The sequence below is a fragment of the Psychrobacter glacincola genome, assembly GCF_904846215.1.
Classification (GTDB): Bacteria; Pseudomonadota; Gammaproteobacteria; order Pseudomonadales; family Moraxellaceae; genus Psychrobacter; species Psychrobacter glacincola.
The window spans coordinates 102,722-118,141 of the sequence record NZ_CAJGZK010000003.1 but is presented as its reverse complement, the minus strand read 5'-3'; the positions used below and the strand labels follow the sequence as shown (position 1 = coordinate 118,141).

The following is a 15,420-nucleotide window of genomic DNA, read 5'->3' as shown; positions in this document are numbered from 1 at the left end:
GACAAAAGTAATGTTTATCAATAGCTAATGAGAGAGGAAATGGCAGCAATAAAAAAGGCCTTGATTGCACAAGACCTTTATTCTGTATATTTATTATTTAGATATATTCTTTAGCTGTGCCTAATTAGACGCGGCGTCTACTCATAATCATCTCATAAATGAACAACAAGATAATCGCACCGATTACTGAGAATATTAGACCAGTGAAACCGCCATCAGCATTGATACCGACCAATCCAGCAACGAAGCCACCAAGCATAGCACCAACGATACCCAGTATAATGGTCATAATCCAACCCATAGGGTCACTACCTGGTTTAATCGCACGTGCTAATAGACCTGCAACCAGACCAACGATAATCATCCAAATAAAGCTCATCTCAATTCTCCTAAAGTGTGTATCATTTATAATGGTTTACTTATTTTGTTGAGTTCATTGTAAACACTATCGAGATTGAGAAATAAGCAAAAAATGTTACCTGTGTATGGGCTCTGTGAGAAAAAAGCGATATTTGCTATTTAGCAGAGGTGATAGGTAAACGGGGTGTTACAAAGGCAGGAAAGTGGCTAAGAAAATGATTGAGTACTATTATCTATAGTCGATTAAATTTAAAAAAAATACAGTGCTGCTGGTATAAATTTTTTGCAGCCTCTGGAGTGCGAAGCGCACAGCAAGCAAGAAAAATGAATATCAGCAGTACTTGATGTATCGATATTACTTTTCCCTGACTATAGTTATTGAAGTAAAATTATTTTTGCTAAGAATAAAAAAGCGTAGCTCGTTGATAAGGAGACTACGCTTTTTTCGTATGATTATAAAGCCCAGATCAGCTGTTACCTAAAGCCGTTAATAAACGCTGGTGAATACCTTCAAAGCCACCATTAGACATAATCACAATTGCATCACCTGCCTTGGCATATGTGCAGATATGAGTAATGATATCATCCACGTTAGAGAGTACCTGTTGGCTGCTAATACTTGGGTTTGCGATAGTGGCATTATCAATAACGTCTTTTAGACCCCATTCAAGTCCGGTAGGCTCGTACCATAACGTATGGTCGGCGAGCGTTGCGGACTGCGCTAGACTGTCTTGATGGATACCCATCTTCATGGTGTTGCTACGCGGCTCAATGATAGCCCAAAGTCGTCTATCCGCTAGCTTTTTCTTAGCACCATCTAAAGTGGTAGCAATCGCTGTTGGGTGATGAGCGAAATCATCAAAGACTAAGATATCATTTACATTGCCGATAAGCTCCATCCGGCGCTTGATACCGGCAAATGCTGATAAAGCGGCGCAAGCAGTTTTGACACTCACCCCAATATTGTAAGCTGCCGCTATGGCAACGAGGGCATTATTGACATTATGTAGACCACTCATCGACCAATCGACGACTCCCGTGGCTTCTTTATCAGCAGTATCAGCCAAAAAACTGACAGCAAATTGACCACCATCTTCGCTGATAAGCTCAGCTTGCCAATCACTATTATCTGTTGCATAGGTATTATGTGTCGCTGATTCTAATACTGCCGTCCGCCAAACAGGTGTCCAAACACCTTTTGCCAAGGTATCCTCTAAGCTAACAGTCGCTGTGGGCATGATGATTTTGCCAGTGCTTGGAATCATACGTACCATGTGGTGAAATTGGGTTTGAATGGCCTCAAGATCGGCAAAAATATCAGCATGATCAAATTCTAAGTTGTTTAAAATCGCCGTACGTGGACGATAATGCACGAATTTTGAGCGCTTATCAAAAAATGCAGAATCATATTCATCTGCTTCGATAACGAAATAGCCAGTATTTGCCGAATCGTCATTATCAATGTTGTCAGCACCCAAATAACTGCTGTGAGCAAAGACGTGCTGTAAATGCTCATCAAGGGTATTGACAAGTGGCACCCCGCCGATTAAAAATCCAGCGTCGATACCGGCATAGTGCAGTATCCACGCAAGCATGGTCGTCGTCGTGGTCTTACCATGCGTACCTGCAACCGCGATGACATGGCGAGATTGCAATACTTGCTCAGATAAAAACTGAGGTCCAGAGGTATAGCGTAGACCTGTGTCCAGCATATATTCAATCACATCCATACCGCGCTTCATCGCATTACCGACGACCACCAGATCCGGTGCCGGCTGCAAATGCGCTATCAAGTAGCCCTCTTCGATAGTGACGCCTGCCTGTTCAAGCTGGGTGGACATCGGCGGATAAATATTGGCGTCTGAGCCGGTCACCGTATGTCCAAGCTCGCGTGCTAGCAATGCCAGCGAGCCCATAAAAGTACCACAAATACCAAGAATATGAATATGCATAGACGTTCCGTACGAGCTTGAATAAGAGGAATGAAAATCTGACGTGAGCCAATAAAAGAGAGAGTACTATATTTGGCTGAGCCAATGTTTATGTTCGTAAAATATTGTCTTAGCCAATGCTCTCTTGTGCTGAGCCAACGACCGCAGGACAGCAGGACAGCAGGACAGCGCTCATTGTAAAGTAATCATGGTTCGTTGACCAATAAAAAACGCCTAGTAAATAGGCGTTATCAAAATTATAAAGTAGTCGGATTTAGTCTCATCTCAAAGATAATGTATGGCGTTACGATTCACTCAGTTATTGACGCGCTAAGGCATAGTCTTCATCAGGATTTTTATATTCATCCATCATAATTAAATGATTGCCTTGGATTTGATAGCTTTCGATATTTTTTTTCTCATAAACAATAGTAATCATGTCATTGTCTTGACGATAGACACCGGATTCTACCAAAGGGGGTTGCGGCGTTTCAGCTTGATTAAAAACACTGGTTTTTAATACGGAACCATCGGCGAATAAGTTTAGAGTGATATCAATACTGCCACAAGATGGGCAGGGGACAACACCGCCATAATCGCCCATCAAGGTCGCTTGCAACATACTATCGTTATTTGCTGCTGAGATCATCGGTGAACGTGCTGAGCTATTATTTGAGTTCGCTGCTGCAATGAGTGCCTGTCCTTCTTGATGACTGTCTTCATTAGCTGATGCTTTGGCACTATTGTCTTCTAAGGCAGGCTCATCATTATTCAAGACTTTACTTTGGTCGCTGTTAATCGGCGCACCTTGGGTATTTTTATTTGTAGAAGAAGAGGCACTGTCACAGCTCACCAAGGCGATACAGACCGGCACGGCTAATAATAGACGTAGACAGCGGTTGTTAAGCGAGGCGGCAGAAAATACAGGCGAAAAATTTATCATAGTATTACCACAGAGCAGATTTTTAAATGATATTGCTAATCACAACTGATGTTATTTTGACTCTAAAATCAGCGTGAAAATCACATAGAACGAAAACGACTAGAGTAACGAAATCAAGCCCGCGTTGCGAGCTTGATTTCGTTAAATTATGTGATAAAAATGGAGAAAACTGTGGATAGCGCGCCGTGCGGTATTTATCGAGCGAGAGGAGTAGGCGTAGCAGGACGTACGATACGCCACAAGATAAGCAAATGGGTCAGTATAAGAATACTAAATAAAATCAAGGCTTGCTCAGGGATACTTAAGCCCAAAAATGTCCAGTCAATGGAGGCGCATTCACCAGAGCCCGCAAATACTTCTTTTAATACCTGCTGCATAGGCAAAGTATCAAGCCAATAATCCAAACCCGGACCACATGACGGCACTTGATCGGCTGGTAAATGCTGTAGCCAAACATGTCGCCCTGCGACTATTGTCGCCCAGCCGATACCTGCTAAGCTACCAAGCCAAAGTAGCAGTCTGATAACCATCGATTTTGGATGAAACAAAGCGGCGATTAAAGCAAAACCGCCCATAATCATCAGTCCAATCCGCTGAAAAATACATAGCGGGCAAGGTGAGAACCCCATATAACGCTGTAAGAAAAATAGTGCAAAACTCATGCCTATCGCGGTCATTATGACTAAAAACACTTGCAGATTGCGGTAAGTGGTCAGCTGTAGCATGGGTAGATACTCTTATAAAGTGCTTGTTAATAAATAACAGAAAGGTATGAAAGATTAGCGATATTGCTGTAAGAAGTCCATAAAATATTCTGTTTCCGCTTCTTCCGTCTCTGCTTGTTGTAAGATGGATTTTTCGGCGAGCACCTCATATTTGGCTTGCGTATTTGGACTGAGGGTCTGCTGCAGTAACGAGTCGCGGTGCTGCTGCGCTAAGGTAAAGCCCAACTGCCATAAACTACCCAAGCGCTTACTATCAGAGTTCACTTGCGCTGAAATGGTTGATTCAGAGTGACCAGCCTTACCTTGCATCAAGGCAACTGCCGCACGATAATCATTGCCGCCATAATGAGCATCTAATAGTGCAGCTAGTGGCTGCATACGGTTCAGATGCATCAGCATCCAGCTCTCTAAGGATTGCTCAGCACCATTATTAAGAATTTGTAGGTGTTTACGGCGACCTTCATTGACGACGCGCTCAAGATTGATAGCAAGCGCTTCCTCTTCTTCAGGCATCAATTCAGGGGAGTCACTAAGTAGGCAATAGAGCGCCATCACTTCTAAAAAGCAGGCGCTAGATAAGCGGATACCGATATCACTATAAGGGTCTAAATCGATTGCCCGAAATTCAACATAAGCAATACCGCGACGCTCAAGCGCTTCAGTTGGGCTCTCACCACTCATCGCTATTTGTTTAGGGCGAATAGGGCTGTAGTACTCGTTTTCTATTTGCAAAATATGATTGTTGATTTGAATAGGATTGCCGTTCTCATCATCTAAGCCCAATTTCTCAAAGCTTTCATGCGGGGTTTGAATCGCACGGCGCAGCCCTTCAATATATTCGGGCAAATTGTTATAGCGGATATCAAGGTGCTCTTGAACACTATTGGTATAACCAAGTTTGCCCATACGCAAACTAGTGGCAGTCGGTTTGTAATAGGTTGAATCATTGAATAGCTCAAGGTCATGCTCAATCCCTGAAACAAAGCACGGGCAAACACTAGGACTTGCGCCCAATAGATATAATACCAAACTGGTCAGGCGCTTGAAATTGCGAATCAAGCCAAGATATTTATCATTTTTAAATTCTGTTAATGTCAACGCTTGTGCGGCAGGGGTATGTGCTTGCCACGCAGTGAATAAATCGTCACCAAACGATAAATTGTAATGTAAACCTGCAATGGTCTGCATGCGGCGACCATAACGAATACCAAGCCCACTACGGTATAAAGTCTTCAGTCTACCGGTATTAGAGCTGCCATAATCTGCGAGTGGAATATCTTCATCATTTGATGACAGCATGCAAGGCATAGACAGCGGCCACATCAGCTCATTTTCAGGCATGCCTTGATATACCAATAGATGCAATTGGCGCAGCATGTTAAGCGTCTCTTTTGGCGAGGACTTGGGGTCGGTAATCAGCTCAAGTAAACTCTCAGAATAATCCGTCGTAATAAAAGGATGAGTCAGCTTGGAGCCCAGTTTGGCAGGATGTGGCGTTTGTGCTAAGTAACCATCAGGCGTAACGCGCAATCCTTCTTTTTCGATACCACGTAACATGCCTGCTAAATGCTCGCTGGCAAACCAGTTTGGAATATCAAAATCGACAAAGCTACTCGCAAAATTACTCATAAGGATCATCTGTTGTTATTGGTTATTATTGATTAAAAAACCATCAATGGCTAATCGAAAAATAGAGAATAGTGACTTCAGTTTAGCCCAAAGATAGGCTAAAAACCACGCACGATTACAAATACGGTCCGTTTTTATTAAGGTAAACTTTACTCTGTCTGGCAAGAAATCTAGCCATAAAATAGCAGTAAAATCTTAATACAGAAGTGACTTTCAGAAGTCACTTTAATTGATCGTTTGTGCTTATTTTCTTGAAAGCTTTTATGGAGGGCAACTCTATTTTTATCAATAGCCAATGCACCCAAATTTTTATAGGAAAAATATCTGAAATAAAAAGCACCTACCAATCGGGTAAGTGCCATAGCAAAACAATTCTTTATATAATCATTGGATATTGAGGTATACCAAAGCGAGTATTTAGATCGAGAATGACGAGCCGCAGCCACAAGTGGTCGTGGCATTAGGGTTGGTTACGATAAATCGTGCGCCTTCCAAGCCTTCGGTATAATCAACAGTAGAGCCTTGCAGATATTGATAGCTTAATGAGTCAACGACCAAGGTCACATCGTTATTATCGAAGTTGGCATCATCTTCATTGAGCTCATTGGCAAAGTTAAAGCCATAAGAAAAGCCTGAGCAGCCGCCGCCAGTGACATAGACGCGTAGCATCAAATTGTTATCGCCTTCTTCTTCACGCAGGCGACGTACTTTTTGCGCTGCACTGTCAGTCAGATTCAAAACCGTTGGATCGACAGGTTGGCTTGAGCTTGGATTAAATTGGTTGGCTGGTTGGTTCATATCTACCTCAATTGCTAAAATCAGATGTTATTATTTTTACCCTATGCGAGGTCGTCTATTGATACAGGCTAAGATGACTTGCCAGTAGCTTTTCATAGCGGCTATTCATGACCTACAGGCAACTGCACTATTTTTTATGCAAGGTATCGCTATTGTTGGACCACCACTGCGATATAGACAGCATAGTAACTAAGCTTTAATTGAGAATATCAGTACTTAACTGCCTGATGTCAATAGTGTTTTGCTAGTATAACATAGTTGGGCTAATGATTGATTTGTCAAGGGTAACAGTAGCATTTGCTATTATAACCTACTTATATATGCCCCTTGTTGTTTGTTAATACAAGGGAATTAGTAGCAGTATAAAGGTTTGAATTTAAAATACTTATTTAATTGTTTGCCTATCGGTTAGGCGTTTGAAATAATAGCCGCCAGTAAACACGCCAGAGAAGTGTTTTTCCTATTGCCTTATGTTTTATATTACCGCTGAGATGAAGAAATTATATGATCGAATTTAAAGACGTTGGTGTTCGCCGTGATGGTCGTGAGTTGTTTGCAGGGGCAAGCTTCCAGCTACATCCGGGCCACAAAGTTGGCTTAACGGGCAATAACGGGACCGGAAAATCGACCTTATTTGCCTTGTTATTGACACGAATGGGTACCGGTGACACCGAAGTGACGCTTGATAGGGGTGAAGTGAGTATTCCCGATAGCTGGCATGTAGCGCACATGGCGCAGGAAGTTGGCGCGACCACACAGACGGCGATTGATTATGTGCTGAGCGGTGATGAGCAGTGGTACGAGATTAATGCTACGTTAAATGACTTAAGCAGCGTCAGTGATGAGCAGATTGGCGTACTGCATCAGCAGTTTGATGAGATTGATGGCTATCGTACACCAACCAAAGCCGCGCAAATCATGGCAGGACTTGGTTTTAATACCAACCAGCATGAGCTACCGGTAGAAGGGTTTTCGGGTGGTTGGCGTATGCGTTTAAATCTTGCTAAGACCTTGATGAGCCGCGCTGACTTGATGCTACTCGATGAGCCAACCAACCATTTGGATTTGGATGCGATTTTGTGGCTTGAGACGTGGATTAATGCCTTTACTGGTTTGGTCATCGTCATCTCACATGATCAAACGTTCTTAGATAATACTGTTGGTCATATCTTGCACGTTGAGCAGCAAAAAATCACCCTTTATACCGGTAACTATCAGCAATTTATTCGCACCCGTCACGAGCGTATGGCGCAGCAGCAGCAAGCGTTTGAGAAGCAAGAAGCGACCAAAGCACATTTGGATGACTTTATTCGTCGTTTTCGTGCTAAAGCCAGTAAGGCAAAGCAAGCGCAGAGCCGTATCAAGCAGCTTGAGCGCATGGCAGAGCTGTCACCAATGATGGCAGACAACCCGTTCTCGTTCCGCTTTTATGAGCCAGCTAATATGAGCTCGCCATTGATTGAGCTGACCGATGCAGATATTGGTTATAGCGACACGCCGCTGCTTTATAATGCCAATGTGCAAGTCACTCCTGATACTCGTATCGGACTACTTGGAATGAATGGCGCGGGTAAATCGACCTTGATTAAAGCCTTGGTCGGTGAGCTTGGCGTATTAAAGGGCAGCTATAATGTCTCTGATACGCTAAAGCTTGGCTACTTTAATCAGCATCAAATGGATATCCTTGATCCGAAGGCAACGCCAATAGAGATGTTACGCCGCTTAGCAGGCAATACTTCTGATGCCATGCTACGCTCGTTTTTGGGTAGCTTTGATTTCCGTGGTGACCGTATCGATACCATCAGTGAGCTATTCTCTGGTGGTGAGCGTGCGCGCTTAACGTTAGCTTTGATTGTCTGGCAACGTCCGAACGTGCTGGTACTCGATGAGCCAACCAACCATTTAGACCTACAAATGCGTCAAGCGTTGACCATTGCCTTGCAAGGCTTTGAAGGGGCAGTGGTACTGGTCTCGCATGACCGCGAGCTGATTGCCAACGTCTGCGATGAGTTGTTTTTGGTACATGATGGTATAATTGAAGAGTTCGATGGTGACATTAGCGACTATGGTAAATGGCTTGCCGAAAAGCGCAAACAAGAAAATTCGACAGACAAAAATACCAGTAAGAAAAAGAGCAAAAAAGAGAGTAAGAAGTTTGTTTCACGTGAAACGACCGATAGTCAGGTCAATAAGCAAGTGAGCAATAACGAGTCTCAACCTGTACTTAGTAAAGATGCGCAGCGTAAGCTGGCGGCTGAACAACGCAAATTAACCGCGCCTATTCGCCGTGATATTGAAAATACAGAAAAAGCTTTGGCTGATATTGATAAGAAGCTGACGACCCTTGAGACAAAGCTTGCCGACACTGAGTTTTATGAGGAAAGCCGTAAGTCTGATTTAATGAAGCTACTTAATGAGCAAACCGCATTGCAGCAGCAACATAGTCAACATGAAGAAAAATTACTATTGGCAATGACAACTTTAGAAGAGATGGAAGCCAATATCGGCTAATACTGTGAGGTTTTTATCAATTAGTTTTTAATCGAAACCAAGCGATAAAACTCAGTCATTAAAAAAGGGAAGGCTTACGCCTTCCCTTTTTTTACTTTATTGCCTTACTCTCTACGATATCGCCCATCACCATAAGATAGGATTTCCATCGTAGTAGTACAAAGCTGACAGTTTATTTGACCAGCAGCAGCTTTTGATAAATCAAGAATGCGACCTCGTATAAAAGGTCCTCTATCTGTGATTTTCACAATCACACTCTGCTTTGTCTTTTTGTTGGTCACTTGCACCTTCGTACCAAACGGCAGCGTTTTATGTGCGGCTGTCAGGGAGTTCATATTGAAGATACTACCACTTGCCGTACGTTTGCCGTGGAACTTGCTACCGTAGTAGCTGGTATTACCGGCAAAAGCTGTGGCGCTCAATAGTATTGATAAAGTGATGACTAAAGACTTGATTAAATAAGACATTTAAAACCTTTTCGCTATTGAAGAAATAGACAGATACCCTTGCCTATATTATGCATACTCCCTATGAGTACAAATAATAGAGAACATCATACAAGAAATAACTTTTCACATTCTTACAGCTCTGTAAAAAAACTCCTTAGGTCAAAAACGCTTTTTTAACAGTAAGTTAGGATATATATCCTTATTTTGCTATATTTAAATCTATATTAATATGAACAGTTTGTGAGTCGATTCTTTCGTTATAGAAGCATTTCAAAATAAAAAATATTCATTTTAAACAGCGTTTTTCTGAGATGAGTATTTCTTGCATACTACTATCTGCCTAGTAGAGACGATAATAATTTATAGCAAGCGCATGGTATGGCTTTTAAGTTGAATGCCATATATTGGTAATATTTCTATAACGGTATTTGATTTTTTTAGCGCTATCATTGTAAGTAAACTAGGGTCACAATCTGTTATATCGCCAACCTAATTTCGATTACTAGCGGTTACAATTGGCATTTCATTATTATTAATAGGTCTTATTTTGAGGAACATAACATGGCAGAAAAAAACTACTATGACATTTTAGGGGTCAAGAAAGACGCCTCAGATGCCGATATTAAAAAAAGATATCGTAAGCTCGTCCGTCAATATCATCCGGATGTCAGCGATGCCCCAGATGCCGATAATAAGATTGCTGAGATTAACAACGCTTATGAAACCATCAGAGATAAGAACAAGCGTGCTGAATATGATGCGATGCTAAGCAATCCTTTTGCTGGTCAAGGTGGCGGTTTTGGCGGGCAAGCAGGTGCAGCTCAGGGCGGCTTCCGCTGGGAAGATATCAAAGATCAGTTTGGGGAAGGTGAGGCTTATGGCGATGGCGGTTTCCGCTTCGATGATATTTTTTCGGCATTTGGACGCGGCGCACGCGGACAAGCTAATGGACAGGCGGGTGGTCAGTCGCAATATGGCGGCTTTGGCAACCAAGACAGCAAAGGTCAAGATCAACATGCTGAGATTACCGTTGATTTGGCATCTATTTATCAAGGTGATGACTACAGTATTAAGTTAAATGTTCCGGTGCGTCAGCCAAATGGCAGTGTGGGCTACGATAACAAAACGTTGAAAATCAAAATCCCTAAAGGCATCACCGATGGCAAGCAAATTCGATTGACTGGACAAGGAGCGGCTGGCAGCGGTAATGGTAAAAATGGTGATTTATTTTTAAAGGTTAAAATCAGTCATGCTTCAAATATCCGTATCGAAGGCGCAGATATTTACCAAACTGTAAACATCGCCCCATGGGAGGCAGCATTGGGTGAGAAAATTAACGTCAGTACGCCAGCAGGCACATTAGGTGTGACAATTCCTAAAAACAGCAAATCAGGTAGCAATTTACGCTTAAAAGGTAAAGGTATTCCTGCTAAAGAAGCAGGCGATTTATACTTAACCCTAAATATTGTCAACCCCGACAGCAATAGTGAAGCAGCAACCAGCGCTTATGAAGCACTAAAACAAGCTTTTTCTGACACAACTATTGAGCGATAAACAACTGTTAAACGATAAACAAATAGCGTCATAAAATCTGTTTAATACCCTAATAGAGATGTAGACGATAACGATAAAATAAAGAAAAACGAGGATAATCGCTATGAAACACTCGCCTGAATTTAATGACATTATCATGAGCTTAGATGAGCTAATATCTGCCTGTGGTCAAGAGCGCCAGTGGGTGGTCGAACTGATTGAAGAGAATATCATCGAATATGATGTACCAGAGCGCGAGCAGTTTACTGGCTATCAGCTGACGACTGTGCGCCGTGCTTCCCGCCTAAGTCGCGACTTTGAAGCCAGCGTGCCAGCGATCGGTCTGATACTTGAGCTGTTGGATGAAATCGAACAACTGCGCCAATTAAAACGCCAATTGGATATGCAAGCACCCGTTATTGAAGTCACTATTGAGCATTTAAAATAGTTCAATGTAGTCAGTGAGAAGTAATATCGATACCAGCAGTACCGTAGCATTTTGGGGTATTGTGACTATAGTCGATTCATTTTAAAAAATGATACAGTGCTATTGGCTATAAATTTTTGGCAGCCTCTGTCTGCATGGGCACAGCAAGCAAGAAAAAATTATAGCCAATAACACGTTATTACAATCGTATCGCTTTTATTTTGAACTGACTATATAGATAGTAAAATCCGATCATAAAAAGAGCCCAACTATCAATTGGGCTCTTTAACATTTAAGCATAGGATTTTATAGCAAGTTAACGAGCATATTTTGGATCAGCAGCAGCGGTAAATAAAACGTCTGTTGATGAGTTTAGTGCTGTTTCTGCCGAATCCTGTATGACGCCGATGATGAAACCAATGGCGACCACTTGCATCGCAATGTCATTTGGGATACTGAATAAACTGGCAGCAAGTGGAATCAGTAGCAATGAGCCGCCAGCAACACCGGATGCGCCGCAGGCACTAATTGTTGCAACCAAACTTAACAGCAGCGCTGAGGCAAACGTTATCTCAATGCCAAGCGTATGCGCTGCTGCAAGCGTTAAGACGTTAATGGTGATAGCTGCGCCCGCCATATTGATGGTTGCGCCAAGTGGAATGGTCACTGAATACGTGTCTTCGTGTAGATCTAATTTGCGCGCAAGGTTCATATTCACAGGAATGTTTGCCGCTGATGACCGGGTAAAAAACGCGGTAATACCAGACTCACGCAGGCAAGTAAAGACCAGTGGATATGGATTTTTGCCAGTTTTAACAAGGACAATTAGTGGATTGACCACCAAAGCGATAAACAGCATACAACCGACCAATACCATCAAGATACGGGCATAACCTGCCAAAGCCGCAAAGCCTGTCTCAGCGATTGTATTGGCAACCAAGCCCAAAATACCAAAAGGTGCTAGGGCAATGACCCATTTGACTACTTGTGAGATGGCATCGGAAAAATCACCGACCACGGTACGAGCGGTGTCGCTGGCTTGACGTAGCGCAAAACCAATGATAATTGCCCATGCCAAAATGCCAATATAATTGGCTTCTGCGATAGCGTTGACAGGATTAGCAACCAGATTCATGAGCAAGTTGGTCAAAACTTCTTTTAAGTTTGCTGGTGGTACTTGCTCAATGACAGCATTGACTAAGACCAGCTGTGTGGGAAATAAGAAGCTTGCCCCTACGGCTGTCAGTGCGGCCAAAAAAGTGCCAAACATATACATGATAAGCACGGGTTTGACATAGACTTCATTGCCGCTGCGATGTTGGCTAATGGCTGCCATAACCAAAACGAATACCAGTATCGGTGCGACGGCTTTTAGTGCGCCCACAAATAAGGTACCGAGTAATCCTAGCGCAATACCAATATCGGGTGCCAACCAACCTATCAATACTCCCAATACCAAACCGATAACAATAAGCGGTACTAGCCCTATACGTTGGTACATCGCAAACAATGAACGCATCTATACACCCTCAACTTTGTCAATAAATAACATATTTTAGCGAAAAAAAATAATCGGAGGATGGTAGCATTTTTTAGGATAAGCGCCTACCTTTAACCCGCATCCGACTGGGCTGATAGAGCTAAAGAAAAGGCGGTATGTGTGGCAAAAAGAATGCGTTTACCGTAACAGATAAAGCGGTTTTAGGAATTAAACGTTAAAGTGGGTCAGCTCATAGCCGAGCTTTTGATAGCTTTTGTATTTATGACGACCTTCTTGCACACTAGTCGCATCAGGTTTTATCAGCTCAAGGACGCGAGTAGGCTGCGCATTGATAGTGGCAGAAATAAAGGTGTTCACTGGATGTATGGTGGTATTAAGAACCATACCTTTAAAGTTAGCAGGCATATAAGGACTAAGCAAGACGGGTGCTAACGCTTTATAACTGATATCAGTATCAGCGTCCAAAAGGCGTTGATGCGGTATAAAGCTGGTAGCCTCTTGTACCCATAGCGCCTTATCAAGCGTCGCTAGCAACTCATCATCGTCGATAAGAATCAACAACGACTGATTGCTTTTATTAAGCGCGGTTTGGGTCAGCTGACAAATAAAGCCCAAGAAATCTTGGGCTTTATTCTCACTTAAAACATAAAAACTGATTTTCATAAATTGGTTTTCATTGATTGATTGTCCATCAATATATTATGGCATGTTTGCACTATTTCTCAGATATTGCATAAATAACGGTACAGGACGACCAGTCGCAGCTTTGTCTTGACCTGAAATCCATGCTGTACCAGCGATGTCTAAATGCGCCCATGCTTGGCCTTCTTCTATAAAGCGCGATAAGAAACATGCGGCAGTAACAGCGCCAGCACCTTTACCACCGATATTTTGAATATCAGCGATAGGCGAGTCAATCTGCGCTTGATACTCATCATCCATTGGCATGTGCCAGATAAGATCACCCGATAAATGACTGGCGTTTTCTAAGTCAAACAACACATCTTCGTCATTACTAAAGACTGCTGAGCGGACGTGACCTAAAGCGACCACACAAGCACCAGTCAAGGTTGCGACATCGATGATGGCTTTTGGCTGATAATACTTCTGTACGTAGCACAAGGTATCGCACAATACCAAACGACCTTCAGCATCGGTATTTAATATCTCAACTGACTTACCGTTCATTGCTATGATGATATCACCAGGACGCGTCGCATCACCTGATGGCATATTTTCAGCACAAGCTAGCGCACCGACGACGTTGATAGGTAGACGCGCTTCACATAATGCTTTTAGGGTACCGAGTACCGAAGCCGCGCCACCCATATCAAATTTCATCTCATCCATCGCCGCACCCGGCTTGATTGAGATACCACCTGAATCGAAGGTCACGCCTTTACCGACTAAGACGATAGGCGAGTCGTCATTTGCAACTTGCACATCGTCATTACTATCTTGTTTCGCGTTTTTAGCGGCTTTTTTGCTAGCAGCTTTGGTTGGTAACTTATCAGCTAACGCTTTTAGACCACCCGCTACTTTTGCGCTGTTGGTAATGGCTTTGCTAGTATCGGCATCAGCATTGACGCTAAAATTAGACTTGCCACGATATTCCATTAGTACAAGTTTACCCTCTTTGGTCGAGCCTTGCGCGACCGATAGAAAGCAGTTCATTCCCAATGCTGACATCTCGTCTTCACCTAATACAGTAACCTTTAACAGGTCAGGATAGGTTGTTGCCAATGCTTGTGCTTGCTCAGCCATATACGCTGGGAAACAGATATTACCCGGCTCATTGGCAACATCACGGGTCAAGCTTTGACCAGTAAAGACCGCTTGAGCAAACGCCAATGACTCTTGCAGTGATTGATCAGCCAATAAGTAGATATCGGTCAAAACAGGGGTTTGCTGCTCAGATTTGTACTTGTCAAAACGATAGCTTGCTGCCAGTAGACTTAGGGCAAATTGACCAAACTGGTTTTCTTCTAAGATATCACCTAATGCGACAGTGATAGAGTCGACGCGCTTTTGCGTGCTCTTATAAATAGTATTGGCAACTTTTTCTAGGACGCTATGATGCAATTTATCAAGATTGCCTACACCGACCAATAATAGTTGTACTGGATTTTCTTTGGTGGTTTTTTTATCACCAGCTAGCGCATAGTCAGCAACGGTTTCACAAGCTTTACCGTTAAAGTGTGATACTTCAATCAATTGCTCAATACGGGTTTGATAGTCGCTTAATACCGACTCAGCTAAGATATTTTTTTGATCGTCAATTAAGACCACAAGACAGGCGGCGTCTTTGCTCTTGGCTTCTTTTTTAAGAATTTTTTGTGTATGGGTTTTTGGTAAACTTTGCGTTAATTTAATATTCATATGTTTTTATCCTTATTAGATGAATGCATTATTTTAAAAGCGTGAATACAGTAAGGTGTCAAATTTAAAAAGATATCAAATTTAAACTGCTAACACATTTGAATCGATATTATATTTGAGCTACTACTTATCTTAAGTAGGCACGCCTATCGGGCAAGCGTAATAGTGTAGCATATCGGCGCACAGTACGCAGTTAGCTAGGGTTAGGGAATGTTTCTGGAGCTATTTCCTGCA

At 42.6% G+C, this 15,420-nt stretch carries 13 protein-coding genes; 3 read left to right on the top strand and 10 right to left on the bottom strand.

The window, feature by feature from the left end; all coding sequences use genetic code 11:
- Positions 1-124 precede the first annotated feature (124 nt).
- The 6 genes from JMW90_RS02830 to erpA all read right to left on the bottom strand — a co-directional run bounded on the left by JMW90_RS02830 (position 125) and on the right by erpA (position 6,386).
- Positions 125-379: a GlsB/YeaQ/YmgE family stress response membrane protein gene (locus tag JMW90_RS02830; RefSeq protein ID WP_201561583.1), complete on the bottom strand. Its 255-nt coding sequence runs from the start codon at positions 377-379 to the stop codon at positions 125-127.
- Positions 380-827: 448 nt separating this feature from the next.
- Complete coding sequence (gene mpl, locus JMW90_RS02825; RefSeq protein WP_201561582.1) at positions 828-2,312, bottom strand: UDP-N-acetylmuramate:L-alanyl-gamma-D-glutamyl-meso-diaminopimelate ligase; 1,485 nt, start codon at positions 2,310-2,312, stop codon at positions 828-830.
- A 298-nt stretch (positions 2,313-2,610) separates the two neighbouring features.
- Positions 2,611-3,234 carry a copper resistance protein NlpE N-terminal domain-containing protein gene (locus JMW90_RS02820; RefSeq protein WP_201561581.1) on the bottom strand — a complete coding sequence of 208 codons (624 nt, stop codon included), beginning with the start codon at positions 3,232-3,234 and terminating at the stop codon, positions 2,611-2,613.
- Positions 3,235-3,428: 194 nt separating this feature from the next.
- A complete protein-coding gene (locus JMW90_RS02815; RefSeq protein WP_201561580.1) occupies positions 3,429-3,959 on the bottom strand; it encodes a disulfide bond formation protein B in 531 nt (176 codons plus the stop codon).
- Between the two features lie 54 nt (positions 3,960-4,013).
- Positions 4,014-5,597, bottom strand: a complete 1,584-nt coding sequence (gene gshA / locus JMW90_RS02810) for a glutamate--cysteine ligase (RefSeq protein ID WP_379607078.1) — start codon at positions 5,595-5,597, stop codon at positions 4,014-4,016.
- A gap of 408 nt (positions 5,598-6,005) precedes the next feature.
- A complete protein-coding gene (gene erpA, locus JMW90_RS02805; RefSeq protein WP_020442442.1) occupies positions 6,006-6,386 on the bottom strand; it encodes an iron-sulfur cluster insertion protein ErpA in 381 nt (126 codons plus the stop codon).
- Positions 6,387-6,890: 504 nt separating this feature from the next.
- Between erpA and JMW90_RS02800 the strand changes: the two genes are divergently transcribed.
- Positions 6,891-8,897, top strand: a complete 2,007-nt coding sequence (locus JMW90_RS02800) for an ATP-binding cassette domain-containing protein (RefSeq protein WP_201561578.1) — start codon at positions 6,891-6,893, stop codon at positions 8,895-8,897.
- A 104-nt stretch (positions 8,898-9,001) separates the two neighbouring features.
- On the opposite strand, the gene JMW90_RS02795 is transcribed toward JMW90_RS02800, so the two are convergent.
- Entirely contained in the window at positions 9,002-9,364 is a 363-nt protein-coding gene (locus tag JMW90_RS02795; RefSeq protein ID WP_201561577.1) for a septal ring lytic transglycosylase RlpA family protein, read from the bottom strand.
- 543 nt (positions 9,365-9,907) lie between these two features.
- On the opposite strand from JMW90_RS02795, the gene JMW90_RS02790 reads away from it, so the two are divergent.
- Together JMW90_RS02790 and JMW90_RS02785 are read left to right on the top strand one after the other, a co-directional pair.
- Positions 9,908-10,900: a DnaJ C-terminal domain-containing protein gene (locus JMW90_RS02790; protein ID WP_201561576.1), complete on the top strand. Its 993-nt coding sequence runs from the start codon at positions 9,908-9,910 to the stop codon at positions 10,898-10,900.
- Positions 10,901-11,003: 103 nt separating this feature from the next.
- Positions 11,004-11,327, top strand: coding sequence for a chaperone modulator CbpM (locus JMW90_RS02785; protein ID WP_201561575.1), 324 nt, complete (start codon positions 11,004-11,006; stop codon positions 11,325-11,327).
- Between the two features lie 295 nt (positions 11,328-11,622).
- Here the strand turns inward: JMW90_RS02785 and sstT are convergent, their stop codons facing one another.
- The 3 genes from sstT to JMW90_RS02770 all read right to left on the bottom strand — a co-directional run bounded on the left by sstT (position 11,623) and on the right by JMW90_RS02770 (position 15,186).
- Positions 11,623-12,825 carry a serine/threonine transporter SstT gene (gene sstT, locus JMW90_RS02780; RefSeq protein ID WP_201561574.1) on the bottom strand — a complete coding sequence of 401 codons (1,203 nt, stop codon included), beginning with the start codon at positions 12,823-12,825 and terminating at the stop codon, positions 11,623-11,625.
- Positions 12,826-13,014: 189 nt separating this feature from the next.
- Complete coding sequence (locus JMW90_RS02775) at positions 13,015-13,470, bottom strand: DNA polymerase III subunit chi (protein WP_201561573.1); 456 nt, start codon at positions 13,468-13,470, stop codon at positions 13,015-13,017.
- Between the two features lie 36 nt (positions 13,471-13,506).
- Positions 13,507-15,186: a leucyl aminopeptidase gene (locus JMW90_RS02770; protein ID WP_201561572.1), complete on the bottom strand. Its 1,680-nt coding sequence runs from the start codon at positions 15,184-15,186 to the stop codon at positions 13,507-13,509.
- Positions 15,187-15,420: the final 234 nt, after the last annotated feature.

What these genes read in the sequence shown, in the direction of transcription:
- JMW90_RS02830 (WP_201561583.1), bottom strand. Translation starts at nt 379, where the DNA reads ATGAGCTTTATTTGGATGATTATCGTTGGTCTGGTTGCAGGTCTATTA.
- mpl (WP_201561582.1), bottom strand. Translation starts at nt 2,312, where the DNA reads ATGCATATTCATATTCTTGGTATTTGTGGTACTTTTATGGGCTCGCTG.
- JMW90_RS02820 (WP_201561581.1), bottom strand. Translation starts at nt 3,234, where the DNA reads ATGATAAATTTTTCGCCTGTATTTTCTGCCGCCTCGCTTAACAACCGC.
- JMW90_RS02815 (WP_201561580.1), bottom strand. Translation starts at nt 3,959, where the DNA reads ATGCTACAGCTGACCACTTACCGCAATCTGCAAGTGTTTTTAGTCATA.
- gshA (WP_379607078.1), bottom strand. Translation starts at nt 5,597, where the DNA reads ATGATCCTTATGAGTAATTTTGCGAGTAGCTTTGTCGATTTTGATATT.
- erpA (WP_020442442.1), bottom strand. Translation starts at nt 6,386, where the DNA reads ATGAACCAACCAGCCAACCAATTTAATCCAAGCTCAAGCCAACCTGTC.
- JMW90_RS02800 (WP_201561578.1), top strand. Translation starts at nt 6,891, where the DNA reads ATGATCGAATTTAAAGACGTTGGTGTTCGCCGTGATGGTCGTGAGTTG.
- JMW90_RS02795 (WP_201561577.1), bottom strand. Translation starts at nt 9,364, where the DNA reads ATGTCTTATTTAATCAAGTCTTTAGTCATCACTTTATCAATACTATTG.
- JMW90_RS02790 (WP_201561576.1), top strand. Translation starts at nt 9,908, where the DNA reads ATGGCAGAAAAAAACTACTATGACATTTTAGGGGTCAAGAAAGACGCC.
- JMW90_RS02785 (WP_201561575.1), top strand. Translation starts at nt 11,004, where the DNA reads ATGAAACACTCGCCTGAATTTAATGACATTATCATGAGCTTAGATGAG.
- sstT (WP_201561574.1), bottom strand. Translation starts at nt 12,825, where the DNA reads ATGCGTTCATTGTTTGCGATGTACCAACGTATAGGGCTAGTACCGCTT.
- JMW90_RS02775 (WP_201561573.1), bottom strand. Translation starts at nt 13,470, where the DNA reads ATGAAAATCAGTTTTTATGTTTTAAGTGAGAATAAAGCCCAAGATTTC.
- JMW90_RS02770 (WP_201561572.1), bottom strand. Translation starts at nt 15,186, where the DNA reads ATGAATATTAAATTAACGCAAAGTTTACCAAAAACCCATACACAAAAA.